This is a genomic window from Yokenella regensburgei (assembly GCF_051486985.1).
Classification (GTDB): domain Bacteria; phylum Pseudomonadota; class Gammaproteobacteria; order Enterobacterales; family Enterobacteriaceae; genus CBFFRJ01.
This window is the reverse complement of the sequence record NZ_JAHVDV010000002.1, coordinates 141,703-159,799: the sequence shown is the minus strand read 5'-3', so window position 1 is coordinate 159,799 and position 18,097 is coordinate 141,703. Positions and strand designations below refer to the sequence as shown.

Sequence of the window (18,097 nt, the reverse complement as noted above, 5' to 3'; positions counted from 1 at the left end):
GCCCTGTCGTGTAATCATGTTTGCCGCGTCTCTTCCCCTCCCGGACCGGGAGGGGTCGCACGTTAAACACGCGTGGAATTAACCACCATAAACATCAAAATCAAAATACTTTTTCGCCAGCTTTTCATAGGTGCCATCGGCACGCATCTCAGCAAATGCTTTGTTCAGCGCTTCACGCAACTCATTGTCTTCCTTACGCACGCCCATTCCGGTACCGACGCCAAACAGCTGTTCGTCTTTCACAGACGGACCGCCAAATTTGTAGTCTTTACCGACCGGGGTTTTCAGGAAGCCTTCGCTGGCGGCCACTTCATCCTGGAAAGCCGCATCAATACGTCCTGCCGTCAGGTCAGAATAGATATTGTCCTGCCCCTGGTAAGAGACGATTTCAATGCCTTTCGGCGCCCAGTGCACATTGCCGTAGGTTTCCTGCGTCGTACCTTGCAGCACGCCTACACGCTTGCCTTTAAGCTTATCGATGTCAGGCTGAATATCAGAATCTTTGGCAACGACCAGACGCGAATCGGCTGCGTACAGTTTGTCGGTGAAAGAAATTTCCTGCTGGCGTTTTTCAGTAATTGACAGAGACGACATGATGGCATCAATTTTCTTCGCTTTGAGCGAAGGGATCAGCGCATCCAGTGGGTTCTCAATAAACACACACTGCGTTTTGATGCGTTCGCACAGCGCTTTAGCCAGATCGATATCAAAACCCACCAATTCTCCCTGTGAATTCTTCGATTCAAAGGGGGCATAAGTAGGATCGGTACCGATACGAAGTTTTTGTGGGATGGCTGCGAATGCGCCGGAGGCGCTGGAGATAGCGAACACCAGAGAAAGTGATAACACCAATTTTTTCATAGTTATCCTCAACTGACTGTCTTTCCTAAGGGATTTATTAGAAGAATACGGTGTCGCTATCGTGCCATTAGATGGCACAGCAAGGCAAAGCATTCTGCCCGCCCGGCGGCTTTTTTTGCACTGTTTCTGCTTATTTATGCAGTGATGCGCCAAATCAGTGCAACCTTTGCACCATCATGAATCATCACTGGTAGTTATGCACCACGCTGGCGGACCAGAATGGCGCATAGTTCAGCTACGTAGTTAATCAGTCACCGTAGACATTAAAGTCGAAGTATTTCTTCGCCAGCTTGTCGTAGGTGCCATCTTTACGCAGTTCATCAAAAGCCTTATCGAAAGCGGCTTTGAGTTCCTTATCATCTTTACGCAGACCAATGCCTGTGCCGTCACCAAAGTATTTTTTGTCTTTAACCGAGGCACCGGCAAAAGCAAATTCTTTCCCCGCAGGCTGTTTCAGGAAGCCTTCGCTGGCAGCCACTTCATCCTGCAAGGCGGCATCCAGACGGCCTGCCGCCAGGTCTGAATAGATCAAGTCCTGATTCTGGTACGCCACCACATCAATGCCTTTACTGCGCCAGTTATCGTTAGCGTAACCTTCCTGGGTAGAGCCTTGCAGAACACCTACATGCTTACCTTTCAGCGAGTCGAGCGTAGGCTGAATGGTTGAGCCTTTGGCGGCAATCAGGCGAGAGTCAGCAGCGTACAGTTTTTCAGAGAAGGCAATTTCTTGCTGACGCTTCTCGGTAATGGAAAGCGAAGAGATGATTGCGTCGATTTTCTTCGCTTTCAGGGAGGGAATTAAGGCATCAAAATCGCTGCCCACCCAGGTGCATTTCACCTTGATACGGCTACACATCTCGTTACCGAGATCGATATCAAAACCGACGAAATCCCCTTTCGAATCTTTTGAAGAGAATGGCGCATAGGTCGCATCTGTACCAATACGTACCGTCTGGGGAAGTGCTGCGTAAACGCTGGATACCGCGGACAAACCCAGCAGTAAAGACAGAGCAATAACCGTCTTCTTCATACATAACCCTCAAGTGTTCTGATTTTATTATCGTGCGTTGTGTTGTTGCTGACGGATACCTTGCACGTCTTATGCCAGTTTCTCCCGCAGGAAAAACATCAGCGTTAGATTTGTTAACAAAACGTTGCAAAGTCACCTTAATGGTGAAAGATAGCAGGTCGACTAAACGATCCAGAGCGTTAGAGGCGCAAAAAAGGGATTAAATGTTGAGGATATGATCGCGGTTACAAAAATGCCCTAAAAAAGGGCACCTCCGGGGACGACGCACTATTTTGCGCCATTCCCCCCCTGCCAGCGCAGAAAAAGATCCTGCGGCAGTTCAATAGCAAACTGATCCAGTACCCGATTGACGGTCTGATTGATGACATCATCGAGACTCTGCGGGTTGTGATAAAACGCCGGGACCGGGGGCATGATAACCGCGCCAAGCTCAGAAGCTTGCGTCATCAGGCGCAGATGGCCAAGATGCAGTGGCGTTTCACGCACGCACAGTACCAGTGGACGACGCTCCTTAAGCACTACGTCCGCCGCGCGGGTAAGCAGGCTGTCAGTAAAGCTGTTCACAATGCCGGAAAGGGTTTTAATCGAGCAGGGTAAGATAACCATGCCTGCAGTTTTGAACGAGCCAGAGGAGATGCTGGCGGCGATGTCACGCACATCGTGCACCACATCGGCAAACGCCTGTACATCGCGCAGCGCGAAGGTTGTTTCGAGGGAGAGGGTCTGGCGGGCTGCAGGGCTCATCACCAGATGGGTTTCCACATCTGCTACGTCGCGTAATACCTGCAACAAACGCACGCCGTAAATGGCGCCGCTGGCACCGGAGATCCCCACAATGAGTCGTTTCATAGCTGTCGTCCTTAGTCACACTGAGGCAGACTTTGCCGGAATATGGCAGCAGTTGCAATAAGGCGTCTCATCCTCCGGCCCGGCCGACTACCCCTTCTCCCCCCGCCCGCCCGGCAGACAAAACCAGGAAGCCACGATCAGCACCATCAAGAGCATCTCAATAAGCATTATCAGCCCGCCTTGCTCACTAAACCAGGTGCCAATAATAATCGCCGTATTGCTGAGAATAACCCCCCACGCCACCCACGGGAAAAACGGGGAGCGATAACGCAACACGCTTTGCGGATAGCGACCGTGGTTGACTGCACACCGGAAACGGTACTGACACCAGCCAATGGTTATCCAGGCCAGACAACCCACCTGCCCGGTGCTGGCAATAAGATAAAGATAGAACTGTTGCGCGGGAATATAGCGGGTTAACAACGAGACGAGCGCCAGCGCGACGGTCAGTAAAATCGCCTTTACCGGCACACCTGCCTGATTCACCGCCCGGAAACAGGCAGGGGCGAAACGGTCGCCCGCCATAGACCAGAGCATCCGTGAGCTGGCATAAATGGCCGAATTTGCCGCTGACACGGCGGCAGAGAAAATAACCAGCATCATAAGTGTACCGGCGCCCGGAATGCCAACCTGGGAAAACACCCATACAAAAGGACTTTGCCCGTCGGGTATCCTGTCCCGCGGATACACCAGCGCAAGAACGGCAATCGCCAGACCATAAAAAAGGATGATCCGCAGGCCAATGCCCAGAATGACTTTTGGCAATACCTTCTGTGGCGATTCGGTCTCTCCTGCGGCGTTGCCCACCAGCTCCACGCCCTGAAACGAGTAAATCACGATGGTCATACAGACCAGAATTTGCCACCCGCCATGAGGAAACCAGACCCCGCCCATTTTCAGTGTCGGGTGCCACTGCGCATCACCGGACAATGAGGCAATCAGTAAACCGCCCGCACCGATAAACAACACAATCGCAAAGACTTTAATTGCCGAAAGCCAGTATTCACATTCGCCAAACAGTTTCGCCGAAAGCAAATTAACCAGTGTCAGGATGCAGAGGATGAAGAAACAGAAATAGTGAACGGGGATGGCAGGAAAATAGTGACTGGCAATGAAGCTGGCGGCGGTTAAATCAGCGGCCAGCGAAAATACCCAGCTTAGCCAGTACAACCATCCAATGGTGTAGCTGAAAAGTGGATGAGGCATAAACATCAGGGCGTAATGCTGAAAAGAGCCGGAATGGGGAAAGGCACATGACAATTCACCGAGGCAGGCCATCGTCGCCAGCATAATGGCACCGGCAAAAAGATAGGCCAGCAATGTGCCGGCTGGCCCGACGCTGTATAAAGGTTCAGCAATGCCGATAAACAAACCTGTCCCAATCGTTCCCCCGATCGACATCATCAAAAGATGGCGCTTTTTCAGGTTACGCTTTAGTCCATATTCTGACTCCGCAGGCGGGAGTTCTTGCAGGGCGCTCATGGTTGCTTCCTGTCTGTGGCTATAGCGTTGCCGCGGACGCGTGCCCGCGGCGCTAACATCTAGTGTTTAAACCGCATGGCAATGCCTTTGGTCTGACATGCCATCAACAGGCCGGTGTAATCCAGTTCGAAGCGAACCACATCCCCGACGTTTAATGGCTGCTGGCAATCCTCGATGTCAACCAGGGTATGATCGCTGGTCTGCCCTAACACGCTGATTGTGTCATCACAGGGCACACAGTTATCTGAAGGCACATCCTGTCGACCAAACGCCAGTAAGGCACGGCGGCGCACACCATGATCGACAAAGGTTTTAGTTTGCAAAAACGCATCCACACCCAGCTCTCCAACCGGGACCGTCGGTTTACTGTTCAGCTCGATGATTTCGGCTTCCAGCACGTACAGACTGGAGCAGGCTTTGTCGACAGGCTTCGCTGAATGATGAAATTCATCCAGATATTTCATATCCACATATTCGATGCCGAATTCATGCAGACCGCCTATGCGCAAATGATTGAGCCCCGCCGGCCATAACCCCTTGTCGAGCAAATGGTAGCTGGTGCAGTTTCCGGCAGAGAGACGGCGAACCGTCGTTCCGCTGTCTGCTTCCAGTCGTGCAACCAGCGCCAGGAAATCTTCACCATTTTTCACCGACGGCAGGACAGTACCGTAGCAGTTGAAATTTGTACCCAATCCGTAAAGCGCCAGCCCTGGCAACTCAGTAATCAGTGTGATGGTAGAGAGAATTCGTTGATATTCACTAAACCAGATCCCCTCACGCAGATCGCCCATGTCGATCATCAGCAAAATCTGATGCGTTTTATTCTGCCGTTGCGCCTCAAGGGATAATGCCTGTAGAACCACGGGTTCGCTGTTCAGGCTGATATCAGCGTAACGAACGACCTCTTCAATTTCACTCAGGCATGGGCTACGCAACAGACAGGTCGTGCAGCCAATATGGCGAATTTTTTGCAAATTGTAAGTTCGTGATTCGGCAATAACCTCAATTCCCGCATTAAAAACGGCCTGGGCTGTTTCGACGCAACCGTCAAAAACTTTGTTTACTGCCATCACTTCTATACCGCTGTTTCCCAGTATGGCTTTTTCCGTGCGGGCATTTTCTTCAAGCTTACCTAAATCAATTTCAAGAACTGGCATATACATATTATTTTCCTCTCGCCATGCTCAGACGAGCATTACGCCTCTGGGCCCGTTGGTAGATAAATTCAGCCACGATAATTGCCAGCAGGGCACCGCCAATAATTTTGCCCGCATACTGAAAATAGCCACCCATATCTACCTGAGAGGGCGGAATAAAAAGCAGGACCACAGCAAATGCGATGGAAATAAAACCCAGTGCGGGTAGAAGCGCCGGTAATACCTTACCGGGTATTTTGAAACTTCTTGGCGTATTGGGCTGCGTGTGACGCAGACGCCAGAAGGCCGGGAACATCACCAGATATGGAATAAAATAGGTGATGGTAGTGAGTGCGGTCAGCATCCAGTATGCCGCGGCAACGCTTGGAGATATAAAGGTGGAGAAACATAAAACCGTGACAATAATCGCCTGAACGGTCAATGCGTAAGCGGGCGTTTTCCATTCCGGATGCAGGTGTGCAATTTTATCCCCCAGCAAATTATCCTCACGTGAGGCTTCCTGCAGCATATAGATGGGACCGACAAGCCAGGAGTTAATCTGACCTAAAGCACCAAAAAACATACAACAGGCCATGACGGGAATCAGCCACGGCATATGTAGCGTGTCCGCAGCGGAGTGCATGGCCTGCATCACACCGGCAACAATATCGGTTTTGCCTGCAGGTAGCAGGGTATTTAAGGCCCATGTTCCGACCATATAAATACCGACAATAACGGCGGCTGAAACCGCCATCGCGCGCGGAAAATCGCGTTGCGGATTACGGGTTCGCCCGGCAATCATCGGCGCGACTTCCAGACCGGCAAAGGCAAACATCATGCTCGAAAGGAATACAACCGTGTCCCAGTGGCCAAGATCGGGGATCCAGTTCCCTGCCGTCGCATAGTCTGTTTGCATTTGATGCCCGGTGGCCAACCATACAATAGCGAGAATAATCAGGATGGCGGAGGGGATAAATACCCCGCACCAGGCACTGATACTGTTGATTATCTTGGTCCACTCCATTCCGCGAATATTCATCAGCGTCAACAGCCAAAAAATAACCGCCGACCCAATACCTATAAACGCTTTATTTTCTGCAAGACCACCGCCAATCATGTAGCCGAGGGCGGTAAAACCGAATTGAAGCATCAAAGGAAAAAACAATACGCAGGAAAAAAGGAAGCACACCACCACAATCCATGCAATACGTTTTCCGAACGCCTCTTTTATCCAGACAAATATTCCACCATCTTTCGGCCAGCCGGTGGAGAGCTCCCCACACACCATTGCCAGCGGAAAGAACAGACAAAATGCAGCGATAACCCAAAGCAGCATTGCCGAGGCCCCATAAGGGGCGACGTTGGGAATTTGCCGCAAACTTAATATTGCAATGACATTCATGAAAACAATGTCTTTGATGCCAAGTAAGCCAGACTTATCGTTACTCATGGCCATCTCCTGTTATTCAATTAAGCGCTTCAATGCGCTCTTCGAATGCATGACAGCCGGACTCTGACTGCGCCAGAGTCCGGCGGGTACGGTTTTAAAAAATGTCGTACTTGACCATATCTTCATAAGTATCTTCGCGACGGATAAGGCGATCGTTTCCGTATTTATCGATCATCACCACCGCCGTTCGCGGACGGTTGTTATAAACAGTCTGGCTTTCGATGGTATAAGCCCCGGCATCAAGAAAGGCGACAATATCCCCCACTTGCGTCTCTTTCGGCATCAGGAATTCTTCGCCCTTCACCCCCATATGGAAATAGTCGCCTCCGTCGCATAACGGGCCTGCCAGTTTGATCCACGCGTCATGTTCGCTGGTAATGCGGGACGCGTTATAAACATAAAAGAACCAGTCAAAATGCTGACTGTCAGAGAGAACGCTGTAGCCTGCGTCGACAAATTTCCACTCGACGTGGCATTCAACGTTGCCAGTGATGTCATAGTTCGTTTTGCGTTTTTCACAGGAGACTTCTGTCAGCAATACCGCTGCGGAGCCGGTCACTTTGCGCCCGGGTTCAATGCAGATTTCGACGTCAGTACGCCATTTATGAACTTCGCGGATGACCGCATCGGCAAAATCTTTCGCCGTGATGCCCGCATACATATTGTCTTTCAGCGGATCGCCGTTTTCTTCATCATATTTATAGGGAACCGGGATCCCACCGCCAACGTTGATCAAGTCAAATTTAATGCCTAACACCTCCTCCAGACGGCGGGATTCATCCACCAACACCTTTGTCGCTTTGGCAAAGGGTTCAGATTCCGGCACCTGGTCCCCGACATGCATATGTAAGCCCCGCAGATGGACATAGGGCATTTCAAGGATTCGACGACAGGTCTCTTCCGCCTGCTCAAGGTCAAGACCGGATTTGGCATGAAACGCCGTGACCAGTTCCGCATGGGTTGCCGAAGGAACGTTGGGTTCCACACGTACGCAAACATTGGCCGTTTTGTTCAATTTGCGGGAAATACGGTCAATATGATCGAGTTCATACAGACTATCGACATTAATCAAATAGAGATCGTTTGCGATGGCAAATTCCAGATCGGCAGGCTTTTTCACCACGCCATTAAAAACTATTTGATCGCCGCGAAAACCAATTTCAAGACATTTGCGAACTTCGAACTGCGAGTTGGCTTCGGCACAAATTCCGGCATCACGAATAGCCTGTAAGACCCCCATGACGGAACAGGTTTTTGAAGCAAAAAAGGTTTTCACCTTATTATGCGCAGCAAAGGCCTCCTGAATTTCATTGATGTTACGGATAATTTCGGCTTCAGAGAAAACATAAAACGGCGTAGGATATTTACGAGCCAGCGCATCCAGGTCTACCCCATCGAAATATAAGTGCTCCTCCTGGTTTTTGAAACGACGATCCTGTGTGAGTAATTCATCACGTAAATGGTTGTAATTTTCAGCAATAAAATCAGACATAACACCCTCTGCTTGTTGTTGTAAGACTTGCCCTTATGGTTAAAAAGGCTAAAGCAACAGGCATGCCATTATTTTATTGTTAAATTTCAATAAATTATAATTTTACCTGTTTTAAAATTTTTGCCACTTTCGCAATTTTTCATCAAAACGCCGAATTTTTGTCGCTCTATAATCGTGCTTTCGTCAATCGATTAAGGCGTCAATGTATGAGTGCAGCAGACAAGGAACTGGTCACCGCATTACAGATGTTCTCCCGCTTTTTTGATCTTATCCATCAGCCTCTCGCGGTAATAAACCTGCAGGGTGAATATGTCTATTACAACCAGGAGAGTGCAGAGCTTGATGGTTATAGCAGAGAGCGAGCAATAGGAAAGCACATGCTGGAGGTCTACCCGGCAATGAAAGAGGCGCAAAGCACAATGCTTTCCTCTCTTAAAAGCGGCGTAGAATATATAGGCCATTATCAGATTTATTATAATGCCCGTGGCCAGGCGGTTGATTATCAACATACCACTGCCCCCCTTTATTCAGGCAGTGGCAATATGATTGGTGTAATAGAAATTGGCAGGAATATGTCCGGCGTCAGGAGGTTGCAAGAGCAGGTCGTTGAGCTTAATCGCTTACTCTATGCCGGAAGCAATGAGCAGTACCCATGCATTATCACCGAAAACCCCGAAATGCTCGGCATTATTGAAAAAGCTAAACGCCTGGCAGCCAGTAATATCCCCGTCACCATCATTGGTGAAACGGGAACCGGAAAAGAGCTTTTTTCACGTTTAATACATCAGTACAGTAAACGCGCTGATAAACCTTTTATTGCCCTGAATTGTAGCGCGCTGCCGCCAACATTAATTGAGAGTACTCTTTTCGGTACGGTACGCGGCGCATTTACCGGCGCAGAAAATAGTCAGGGTTATCTTGAACTCGCCAGTGGCGGCACCCTCTTTCTTGATGAACTCAACGCGATGCCTCTGGAGATGCAAAGTAAGCTGCTTCGCTTCCTGCAGGATAAAACATTCTGGAAGCTGGGTGGTCAGCAGCAGCAGTGCTCAGATGTGCGTATTGTCGCTGCAATGAACGAAGCCCCCTCTGAATTAATTCAACAGGGGCGGCTGCGCGCCGATCTTTTTTACCGGCTTAACGTGGGCATGCTGGCACTGCTACCGCTTCGCAAGCGGCCAGAAGATATCGTGTTACTGGCCAATTATTTCATTGATAAATATCGTAACGAAGTGCCACAGGATATTCATGGTCTGGGCGAAGAGGCCCGAATAACGCTCATTAACCGTCAATGGCCGGGAAATATTCGCATGCTGGAAAACACTATCGTTCGCAGCATGATCATGCAGCAGAAAGATGGCGTATTAAAAAGAATTGTCTTTGATGAGGAGGAGCTGCATTTGGGTTTAACGCAAAGCGTTCCGCCCACTGCGCAACAGGCTGTCAGGCCCGGCGATCCCTGTAGCCCCCTTGACCTACAGGTGGCAAATTTCGAAAAGAGCGTTATTGAATCGGCTCTGGATATGCATCAGGGCAATATTGCTGCCGCCGCGCGCAGTCTGAGTATGTCGCGCACGACACTGCAATACAAAGTTCAAAAGCACGGTATTCATATTGGTGTTGTACACCACTAAAGGCTGCCAGCGATCGGCGGATCGCTGGCAAACGCAATTACCCTTCGTTATGCATCTCTAAGCTTTCCACTTCGTTCAGAAGCTGCACGGCTTTGGCATCATCATTACGCAGGGAGTCGAGATAGTCGAGGTACTGCTGGTTGACGTCTTTAGTCACATAAACGCCATTAAAGACAGAGCATTCGAATTGCTGAATGTCCGGGTTTTCTGCACGAACCGCATCAATCAAATCGTCCAGATCCTGGAAGATTAATGCATCAGCGCCGATAATCTGGCGGATCTCATCAACTTCACGGCCGTGAGCAATCAGCTCGTTAGCCGTGGGCATATCGATACCATAGACGTTGGGGAAACGAATTTCCGGTGCCGCGGAAGCCAGATAAACTTTCTTCGCGCCCGCTTCGCGCGCCATCTCGATAATCTGCTCTGAGGTGGTGCCACGCACGATGGAGTCATCCACCAGCAGGACGTTCTTACCGCGGAACTCAGCGCGGTTAGCGTTCAGCTTACGGCGCACGGACTTACGGCGCAGCTGCTGGCCCGGCATGATAAAGGTACGGCCAACGTAGCGGTTTTTCACAAATCCCTGGCGATACGGTTTACCCAGAATACGGGCCATCTCCAGCGCGATGTCGCAGGAGGTTTCCGGAATCGGGATCACCACGTCAATGTCTAAATCTTCCCATTCACGGGCAATTTTTTCACCAAGTTTGGTGCCCATATTAACGCGGGCGCTGTAGACGGAGATTTTGTCAATGAACGAGTCCGGACGCGCGAAATAGACATACTCAAACAGACACGGATTCGAGACGGGATTATCAGCACACTGACGGCTAAAGAGCTGACCTTTCTCAGTGACATACACCGCTTCGCCAGGTGCGACATCACGCAGAAATTCGAAGCCCAGCGTATCCAGTGCCACGCTTTCCGAGGCCATCATGTATTCCGTGCGCCCGTCGCCCAGCTCGCGCTTACCCAGTACCAGCGGACGAATTCCGTTCGGATCGCGGAAGCCAACCATACCGTGGCCGATAATCATTGCGATACAGGCATAAGCCCCGCGAATATGACGATTCGTCGCGGCAATGGCGGCAAAAATGTTATCGGCTTCCAGCGGGTAGTGGCGGAAGTTATCCAGCTCGCTGGCAAAGATATTGAGCAGGATTTCTGAATCAGAGGTGGTATTGATATGACGGCGCTTCTCTTCAAAGAGTCGGGTGCGCAGCTCATGAGCATTCGTCAGGTTGCCGTTGTGGGCAAGCGTGATGCCGTAAGGGGAGTTTACGTAAAAAGGCTGTGCCTCGGAGGCACTGGAGCTCCCTGCAGTCGGATAACGGACATGACCGATACCCATGTTTCCCTGCAGGCGCTGCATATGGCGGGCTTCGAAAACGTCGTTGACCATGCCATTTGCTTTGCGCAGACGGAAACAATTATTTGCATCAATAGTAATGATGCCAGCAGCATCCTGGCCACGGTGCTGAAGCACCGATAACGCGTCATAAATCGACTGGTTGACCGGCATGAAACCGGCGATTCCGACAATACCGCACATACGTCTTTTTCCTCGTTAAGAATCTGCTTATCAGGCCTCATTGTCGTAGCCAGTTTGAAGGGACAGCGCAGCAACCGGAACGTACGGTGAGTACGTAAGGATTGTGAACACCGCCCTGGTTCAAAATGGCACCTAAACCAGCCTGATGAGCCAGGTTCTAAGCCACATCTCAGAGCTAAACCCTGGGCAAGAAACTTGACGAACTTTGCAGATAGTCAAAGAACCATCTGATGATGAAACTGAATTGCGGAATAAACTGCGACTTCTGCCAGTCGTCACTTTTCGACAGGCCCGTAAAGGTATCAAGAAAGAACAGAATGGCGGCGACGATCAGTACACCTCGCAGCGCACCAAAGCAGATCCCCAACACCCTGTCTGTACCCGACAGGCCGGTTTTTTCCACAAGTTGACCTATCACGAAGTTAACGATAGCGCCAACGATCAGTGTCGCAATGAACAGCGCCGCAATGGCGATTCCGTTGCGAACCAGTTCATCTTCAAAGCCCGTGAACCAGACTGACAGGTAAGTGTAGTAATGACTGGCAACAAAGAAAGCACAGCCCCATGTCACCAGCGATAACGCTTCACGAACAAAGCCACGGATAAGGCTAACCAGACAGGAAAAACCAATCACCGCGATGATGGCGTAATCAATCCAGACCATATGTGTCCCACGATTAATCGCCCTGTCGTCCAGTTCGGGGCGAATTCTAACAGAAAAAGAAAACGTTTGCGTAGGGATTTCCTTCCCATGCGTAAATAAAAATGGCGCTGAAAAAACATTCAACGCCATCGAATCTTAAGCCTCTTCGGGCGTGTTTTTAAATTCGTATTTACACCCTCACCCCGGCCCTCTCCCTCAAGGGAGAGGGAGCAAACCATCCCTTCGCCCCTATGGGGAGAGGGTTAGGGCGAGGGGGAAAACCGCATACTAGTTCGCGCTGTAATTCATCACCACGCCGTTGAGCCCCGAAATCTGCTTCAGTTCACCCAGTGAACCTTTCAGTTTGTCCTTCGAGGCATCAGGCCCTACCAGAATGCGGGTTATTTTACCCGGGACAGGCGTGGTCGGCGACGTATAAACGCGATAACCCGCCCCCCGAAGTTTGCCGACAATTTCCGTGACTTTATCAGCGTTCTTCAGGGCACCCAGTTGAACAACATAGGCTTTACCAATCGGAGCAGATTTATCTGCCGCAGGTTGTTCCACCACCGGAGGGGTTGAGGCCACCTGCTCAACCGGTTTTTGAGACTGCGGCTTAGGCTGCGCTCTCTCTGCGGTTTTGGGCTGTTCGCTGCGGGCAGGTGTAGTGATCTCGGGATTCGCTGCACCACTGGCGGCCTGGCGCGAAACATCCAGCGAGGGCGCGGCGGCATCTCCCGCACGCACCTCTTCTGCCGCGCCTTCCGGCGGCTGGGCCGGCAACGCCTGAGTCGCAGCAGGCATCATGTCGGGCTCATCACGATCTCCCGGTTTGGGCACCAGTGGGATCGCGGCGAACTCATCCTGATAATGCTTTTTTTGCCCGTCCAGCAGGCCCGGAAGAATAATAACCCCCAGCGCTACCAGCACAATGGTCCCCATCAAACGGTTCTGAAACTTACTCGCCACCGGTTCTCCCCGCCTCCAACGCTTCCATGACATGTGCCACCGTGTGGAAAGAGCCACACACCAGCACGGTATCTTCGGCTTTTGACTCCGCCATCGCTGCCTGCCAGGCAGCGGCAACATCCTGATATTCATGGCCCGCGGGCAGATGCGCCATCAGCTGCTGCGCCGTAGCGCCACGCGGTCCTTCCAGAGGGGCACAATACCAGCTATCGACCACCGGCTCCAGACAGGCAAGCGTCCCGGCGATGTCTTTATCATGCAGCATACCAATGACCGCCAGTACCCGACCTTTTTTTGGTTCTGCACTCAGGCGCCCGGCAAGATATGCCGCCGCATGAGGATTATGCGCCACATCCAGAATCAGGCGAGGGTTGTCACCCACAATCTGGAAGCGTCCAGGCAACATCGCGCCAGCGATGCCCTCACGAATGGCCGCTTCGCTCACCGCTAACCCACTGGCGCGAAGCGCGGCCAGTGCCGTCGCCGCATTGGGTTGCGGCACCTGAGGCAGCGGCAGACCGGTTAACTCGCCCTGCGCATCCGTAAAGCGCCAGCTTTCGCCCTGCACCTCATACTGCCAGTCAACGCCACGACGCATGAGCTGCGCCCCTTTCTCATTCGCCACCTCTGCGATGGTCTGCGGCATATCATTTTCACCGACCACCGCAGGTTTGCCACCGCGGAACACGCCCGCTTTTTCGCGGCCAATACTTTCACGGTCCGGCCCCAGCCAGTCGGTGTGATCGAGGGCGATACTGGTGACAACCGCCACATCGGCATCTACCAGGTTGGTGGCATCCAGACGCCCGCCCAGACCCACTTCAAGGATAACCACATCCACAGCTGCCTGTTTAAACAGCCAGAGCGCTGCCAGGGTGCTGTACTCGAAATAGGTCAGGGATGTTTCGCCACGTACGGCTTCAATCTGCGCAAAGGCACGGGTGTGGTAACTGTCGGCAAGCTCGGCGTTCTGAATGCGCACGCGTTCGGTGTAGCGCACCAGATGAGGGGAGCTATAGACCCCAACCTTAAACCCTGCGGCGAGAAGCATGGCTTCCAGCGTACGGCAGGTGGTGCCTTTGCCGTTAGTGCCTGCCACGGTAAAAACAAAGGGAGCCGGACGCGACACATCAAGACGCGCGGCAACCTGACTGACGCGCAGAAGGCCCAGATCGATGGATTTACTGTGCAGGTTTTCCAGATAAGAAAGCCACGCGGCCAGGGGCGACGTGGCTTGCAAATTGCGTTTAATTTCCATGATGCCCGTAGTTTTTGATGATAGTTACCCTGTTAATTCGAGTTGCAGGCAGGCGGCAAGCGAGCGAGTCCCGATGAGCTTACTCCAGTAAGTGGTTCGGGTGAACGAGTACAGCCAACGCACATGCAATTTGAATCAGGACGGGTAATAAAAGCAAAAGGGCAGCGCCGCGATGGCACTGCCCTTCGGTATTATCAGGCTTCGGTTTCCTGATCCGGCACCGGCGGCACCACCACGCTTTCACGCGGCGCATCCGGGTCTGGTGCAGGCTGATTGGTCAGCTTCGCCAGAATGCTTGCCAGCTTAAAGCGCATGTCGGCACGGCGAACGATCATATCGATAGCGCCTTTCTCAATCAGAAACTCACTGCGCTGGAAGCCCGGCGGCAGTTTTTCACGTACCGTCTGCTCGATGACGCGTGGACCGGCAAAGCCAATCAGCGCTTTCGGCTCGGCGATATTCAGATCACCCAGCATCGCAAAGCTTGCAGAGACGCCACCCATAGTCGGGTCGGTGAGCACGGAGATATACGGCAGACCGCGCTCCTGCATCTTCGCCAGCGCCGCAGAGGTTTTGGCCATCTGCATCAGCGACATCAGTGCTTCCTGCATGCGCGCGCCACCGGAAGCGGAGAAGCAGATGAGCGGGCAGTTATCTTCCAGCGCCTGTTCCACAGCGCGGACAAAACGCGCGCCGACAACAGACCCCATTGAACCGCCCATAAAGGCAAATTCGAACGCGGCAGCAACCACCGGCATGCCATGCAGCGTACCTTTCATGACTACCAGCGCATCTTTCTCGCCGGTCTCTTTCTGCGCGCTTGCCAGTCGATCTTTGTATTTTTTAGAGTCGCGGAACTTGAGCACATCTTTTGGCTCGAGTTCGCTACCCAGCTCGACCATTGAACCTTCATCCATCAGGCTATGCAGGCGATTACGCGCTGTCATACGCATGTGGTGGTCACACTTCGGGCAGACCTCAAGGTTACGCTCCAGCTCGGCACGGTAAAGTACCTGACCGCAGCTGTCGCATTTCGTCCACACACCTTCAGGGATGCTCGCCTTACGGGTGGGGGTAATATTGCTTTTGATTCGTTCAATCCAGCTCATTGATAACCTTTATGCATGAACCTGGTAGCCCATAAATGGGGCACATTAAAACATAACAGTTCGAAACTTGGGATAAAAAAGTGGTCGAACCGCCGATGAGTTCTTATTTTGTCTGTCGAGACGCCGCCCGGCGGTGACGAATCACCTCAATCACCCCAGGTAGTATAGACACCACGATGATGGCGACAATCAGCAACTTAAGATTTTCCTGCACCAGGGGCAAGGTGCCAAAAAAGTAACCTGCATAGGTAAAGAGTAACACCCATAACAGCGCGCCCGCCACGTTGAACAGGGCAAAGTGGCGATAGGACATATGCCCCATCCCGGCGACGAAAGGCGCAAAAGTGCGCACGATCGGCACAAAACGCGCCAGGATAATGGTCTTACCGCCGTGTTTCTCATAAAACTGATGTGTTTTATCAAGATAAGCGCGGCGGAAAATTTTTGAATCGGGATTGCTGAAAAGCCTGTCACCAAAAAGCCGCCCGATGGTGTAGTTGACCGCATCCCCGACGATTGCCGCGACCAGCATCAGTAAAACCATCACATGGACGTTAAGGTCGTTGGTCTCAAGCGATGCCAGCGCGCCGGCAACAAACAGCAGCGAGTCACCGGGTAAAAACGGCGTCACTACCAGTCCGGTTTCGCAAAACAGGATGATGAACAGGATCGCGTAAACCCACATGCCATACTGCGCCACCAGCTCCGCCAGGTGCACATCAATATGCAGGATGAAATCAATAAGAAAGCGTATTACGTCCATATTGTCTTTGCCTTGGTTGATTGCGACTAGTCCGCAAGAAACAGCGGACCCATTGGCAATGCAGGCAGGCCGAAATGCGGTGGGTAATCCACGGCGACAAGATACAACCCTTCTGCTTTTGCCGTTGCGGCTGCCAGCGTTCTGTCCTTAGCTGCCAGTAGCTCTGCTATCCAACTCTCCGGCTGGTTCCCGGCCCCCACTTCCAGCAGGCTGCCGACGATATTCCTGACCATATGGTGTACAAAGGCATTCGCTTTGATGTCGACCACAACGTAAGCGCCATAACGTTGCACCTGAATGTGCATCATAAAGCGCCAGGGTGTACGCGACTGGCACTGTACGGCACGAAACGAGGTAAAATCATTTTCACCCAGTAAACATTGTGCCGCACGCTGCATCCGCCCGGCATCCAGCGGCAGATGGTAGTGCGTCACCCCCTGGCCCAGCACCGCAGGGCGCAGACGATGATTGTAGATGACGTAGCGGTAACGGCGCGCGGTGGCACTGAAACGGGCATGAAAATCGTCGGGAACATGTTTCACCCAACGCACCGCGATGTCTCCAGGTAAATTCGCATTTACGCCTAATGTCCAGGCTGCATCTTTGCGCACCGCGCTGGTTTCGAAATGTACCACCTGGCCTGTGGCGTGTACGCCAGCGTCAGTACGCCCGGCGCAAAATACGCCAATGGGTTCATTCGCCACCTGTGAGAGCGCTTTTTCCAGTTTTTCCTGAACGCTACGCACCTCCTGCTGACGCTGCCAGCCGTAATACTTACTGCCGTCGTATTCGATGCCCAGTGCGATTTTTAGCAGCGGCTTTTCCACAACGTCGGACATCAGTACAGGTACTCCTGAATCAATTTTTCAGCGATCCTGACCGACATCAGTGCGCCGCCAAAGCGGACGTTGTCGGCAACCGACCAGAACTGAACCTGCTCAGGTATGCCGTAATCATTGCGCACGCAGCCTACTGATAAATGGGCGCTACCGGAGGCGTCGGCAACCTGAGTCGGAAACGCCTGTTCTTCAGAAAGCACAATGTCTTCACCTTGACCAAACGCATCGCGGGCTTCTTCTGCCGCCAGAGGACGCATCGCCTCAAAGCTCACCATCTGCGCATGGCCGTAGAAGACCGGAGCGCGAACGCTGTTGACAGAAACCATCAGCCCCTCGTCCTGAAGAATCTTACGCACCTCATCGACCAGACGACGTTCAACCGGCACCACACCTTCACGATCCGGCAGCATCGGGAGCATATTGAATGCCAGCTGGCGACCAAAGAAATCATCTTCATCGATCGGAATGCCGTTGAGCAGTTTGGCGCTCTGCCCGGCAAGCGCATCAACGGCCTTTTTACCCAGCGCCGAAACGGACATCAGATTGGTGACGGAGATACGTGACAGCCCACCCACATCAATCAGTGGCTTTAGCGCCGTCAACAACTGGCTGGTCATCGCGTCCGGCACGGCAATGATATTGCGGTTACGATAATCGCTCAGCACGAATGGGTTCACGTCCGGTACCACCAGCGGAACATCCGGTTCCAGCGCAAACAGGCCGCTGGCATCAATAACCAGGCACCCGGCGTTGGTGGCTTCTTCAATGTAATCCGCAGAGGCCTGCGCACCTGCCACAAAAAACGCCAGTTGCGCCTGGGTCCAGTCAAACCCGGCAGCATCCTGAACGCGCACGGTTTTTCCGTTATAACGCAGTGATTCACCGGCGCTTTCATTGCGCGCCAGTGCATGCAGCTCTCCGACGGGGAACTCACGGGCGGACAAGGTTTCAAGTAAGGCTTCGCCTACGGCACCGGTGGCACCCAGGACGGCAATATTCCAGCCTTCAGACATGGTGATTTACTCCA

The 18,097-nt window shown here is 52.3% G+C and carries 16 protein-coding genes; 1 reads left to right on the top strand and 15 read right to left on the bottom strand.

The window, feature by feature from the left end:
• Nucleotides 1–78: 78 nt before the first annotated feature.
• From hisJ to KXR87_RS02460, 7 genes are all read right to left on the bottom strand, one after another.
• A complete protein-coding gene (gene hisJ / locus KXR87_RS02490; RefSeq protein WP_437430688.1) occupies nucleotides 79–861 on the bottom strand; it encodes a histidine ABC transporter substrate-binding protein HisJ in 783 nt (260 codons plus the stop codon).
• Nucleotides 862–1,108: 247 nt separating this feature from the next.
• Nucleotides 1,109–1,891 carry a lysine/arginine/ornithine ABC transporter substrate-binding protein ArgT gene (argT, locus tag KXR87_RS02485; RefSeq protein ID WP_437430687.1) on the bottom strand — a complete coding sequence of 261 codons (783 nt, stop codon included), beginning with the start codon at nucleotides 1,889–1,891 and terminating at the stop codon, nucleotides 1,109–1,111.
• A gap of 267 nt (nucleotides 1,892–2,158) precedes the next feature.
• Nucleotides 2,159–2,740, bottom strand: a complete 582-nt coding sequence (locus tag KXR87_RS02480) for a UbiX family flavin prenyltransferase (RefSeq protein ID WP_437430686.1) — start codon at nucleotides 2,738–2,740, stop codon at nucleotides 2,159–2,161.
• An 87-nt stretch (nucleotides 2,741–2,827) separates the two neighbouring features.
• Complete coding sequence (locus KXR87_RS02475; RefSeq protein ID WP_437430685.1) at nucleotides 2,828–4,222, bottom strand: amino acid permease; 1,395 nt, start codon at nucleotides 4,220–4,222, stop codon at nucleotides 2,828–2,830.
• Nucleotides 4,223–4,281: 59 nt separating this feature from the next.
• Entirely contained in the window at nucleotides 4,282–5,385 is a 1,104-nt protein-coding gene (locus KXR87_RS02470; protein WP_437430684.1) for an alanine/ornithine racemase family PLP-dependent enzyme, read from the bottom strand.
• A gap of 1 nt (nucleotide 5,386) precedes the next feature.
• Complete coding sequence (locus KXR87_RS02465) at nucleotides 5,387–6,808, bottom strand: APC family permease (protein ID WP_437430683.1); 1,422 nt, start codon at nucleotides 6,806–6,808, stop codon at nucleotides 5,387–5,389.
• A 94-nt stretch (nucleotides 6,809–6,902) separates the two neighbouring features.
• Nucleotides 6,903–8,300 carry a diaminopimelate decarboxylase family protein gene (locus tag KXR87_RS02460; protein WP_437430682.1) on the bottom strand — a complete coding sequence of 466 codons (1,398 nt, stop codon included), beginning with the start codon at nucleotides 8,298–8,300 and terminating at the stop codon, nucleotides 6,903–6,905.
• Between the two features lie 206 nt (nucleotides 8,301–8,506).
• Here KXR87_RS02460 and KXR87_RS02455 point away from each other — a divergent pair, with 206 nt between their 5' ends.
• Nucleotides 8,507–9,934 (top strand): sigma-54 interaction domain-containing protein, encoded by a 1,428-nt coding sequence (locus KXR87_RS02455; protein ID WP_437430681.1) that lies wholly within the window; start codon nucleotides 8,507–8,509, stop codon nucleotides 9,932–9,934.
• 37 nt (nucleotides 9,935–9,971) lie between these two features.
• On the opposite strand, the gene purF is transcribed toward KXR87_RS02455, so the two are convergent.
• The 8 genes from purF to KXR87_RS02415 all read right to left on the bottom strand — a co-directional run bounded on the left by purF (nucleotide 9,972) and on the right by KXR87_RS02415 (nucleotide 18,083).
• Nucleotides 9,972–11,489 (bottom strand): amidophosphoribosyltransferase, encoded by a 1,518-nt coding sequence (gene purF / locus KXR87_RS02450; RefSeq protein ID WP_437430680.1) that lies wholly within the window; start codon nucleotides 11,487–11,489, stop codon nucleotides 9,972–9,974.
• Nucleotides 11,490–11,664: 175 nt separating this feature from the next.
• Nucleotides 11,665–12,153: a colicin V production protein gene (cvpA, locus tag KXR87_RS02445; RefSeq protein WP_437430679.1), complete on the bottom strand. Its 489-nt coding sequence runs from the start codon at nucleotides 12,151–12,153 to the stop codon at nucleotides 11,665–11,667.
• A gap of 267 nt (nucleotides 12,154–12,420) precedes the next feature.
• A complete protein-coding gene (gene dedD, locus KXR87_RS02440) occupies nucleotides 12,421–13,101 on the bottom strand; it encodes a cell division protein DedD (protein ID WP_437430678.1) in 681 nt (226 codons plus the stop codon).
• Nucleotides 13,091–14,359: a bifunctional tetrahydrofolate synthase/dihydrofolate synthase gene (gene folC, locus KXR87_RS02435; RefSeq protein ID WP_437430677.1), complete on the bottom strand. Its 1,269-nt coding sequence runs from the start codon at nucleotides 14,357–14,359 to the stop codon at nucleotides 13,091–13,093. Before folC ends, dedD begins: the two co-directional genes overlap by 11 nt.
• Before the next feature lie 194 nt (nucleotides 14,360–14,553).
• Nucleotides 14,554–15,468, bottom strand: a complete 915-nt coding sequence (gene accD, locus KXR87_RS02430; RefSeq protein WP_437430676.1) for an acetyl-CoA carboxylase, carboxyltransferase subunit beta — start codon at nucleotides 15,466–15,468, stop codon at nucleotides 14,554–14,556.
• A 103-nt stretch (nucleotides 15,469–15,571) separates the two neighbouring features.
• Entirely contained in the window at nucleotides 15,572–16,231 is a 660-nt protein-coding gene (locus KXR87_RS02425) for a DedA family protein (protein WP_437430675.1), read from the bottom strand.
• A 26-nt stretch (nucleotides 16,232–16,257) separates the two neighbouring features.
• The gene (gene truA, locus KXR87_RS02420) at nucleotides 16,258–17,070 is read right to left on the bottom strand and encodes a tRNA pseudouridine(38-40) synthase TruA (RefSeq protein ID WP_437430674.1); all 813 of its coding nucleotides are present in this window, start codon (nucleotides 17,068–17,070) and stop codon (nucleotides 16,258–16,260) included.
• Nucleotides 17,070–18,083, bottom strand: a complete 1,014-nt coding sequence (locus KXR87_RS02415; protein ID WP_437430673.1) for an aspartate-semialdehyde dehydrogenase — start codon at nucleotides 18,081–18,083, stop codon at nucleotides 17,070–17,072. The genes truA and KXR87_RS02415 overlap by 1 nt, the downstream gene beginning before the upstream one ends.
• Nucleotides 18,084–18,097: the final 14 nt, after the last annotated feature.

Bases quoted from the DNA above. Each gene is read 5' to 3' on its own strand.
- hisJ (WP_437430688.1), bottom strand. From the start codon at position 861: ATGAAAAAATTGGTGTTATCACTTTCTCTGGTGTTCGCTATCTCCAGC.
- argT (WP_437430687.1), bottom strand. From the start codon at position 1,891: ATGAAGAAGACGGTTATTGCTCTGTCTTTACTGCTGGGTTTGTCCGCG.
- KXR87_RS02480 (WP_437430686.1), bottom strand. From the start codon at position 2,740: ATGAAACGACTCATTGTGGGGATCTCCGGTGCCAGCGGCGCCATTTAC.
- KXR87_RS02475 (WP_437430685.1), bottom strand. From the start codon at position 4,222: ATGAGCGCCCTGCAAGAACTCCCGCCTGCGGAGTCAGAATATGGACTA.
- KXR87_RS02470 (WP_437430684.1), bottom strand. From the start codon at position 5,385: ATGTATATGCCAGTTCTTGAAATTGATTTAGGTAAGCTTGAAGAAAAT.
- KXR87_RS02465 (WP_437430683.1), bottom strand. From the start codon at position 6,808: ATGAGTAACGATAAGTCTGGCTTACTTGGCATCAAAGACATTGTTTTC.
- KXR87_RS02460 (WP_437430682.1), bottom strand. From the start codon at position 8,300: ATGTCTGATTTTATTGCTGAAAATTACAACCATTTACGTGATGAATTA.
- KXR87_RS02455 (WP_437430681.1), top strand. From the start codon at position 8,507: ATGAGTGCAGCAGACAAGGAACTGGTCACCGCATTACAGATGTTCTCC.
- purF (WP_437430680.1), bottom strand. From the start codon at position 11,489: ATGTGCGGTATTGTCGGAATCGCCGGTTTCATGCCGGTCAACCAGTCG.
- cvpA (WP_437430679.1), bottom strand. From the start codon at position 12,153: ATGGTCTGGATTGATTACGCCATCATCGCGGTGATTGGTTTTTCCTGT.
- folC (WP_437430677.1), bottom strand. From the start codon at position 14,359: ATGGAAATTAAACGCAATTTGCAAGCCACGTCGCCCCTGGCCGCGTGG.
- accD (WP_437430676.1), bottom strand. From the start codon at position 15,468: ATGAGCTGGATTGAACGAATCAAAAGCAATATTACCCCCACCCGTAAG.
- KXR87_RS02425 (WP_437430675.1), bottom strand. From the start codon at position 16,231: ATGGACGTAATACGCTTTCTTATTGATTTCATCCTGCATATTGATGTG.
- truA (WP_437430674.1), bottom strand. From the start codon at position 17,070: ATGTCCGACGTTGTGGAAAAGCCGCTGCTAAAAATCGCACTGGGCATC.
- KXR87_RS02415 (WP_437430673.1), bottom strand. From the start codon at position 18,083: ATGTCTGAAGGCTGGAATATTGCCGTCCTGGGTGCCACCGGTGCCGTA.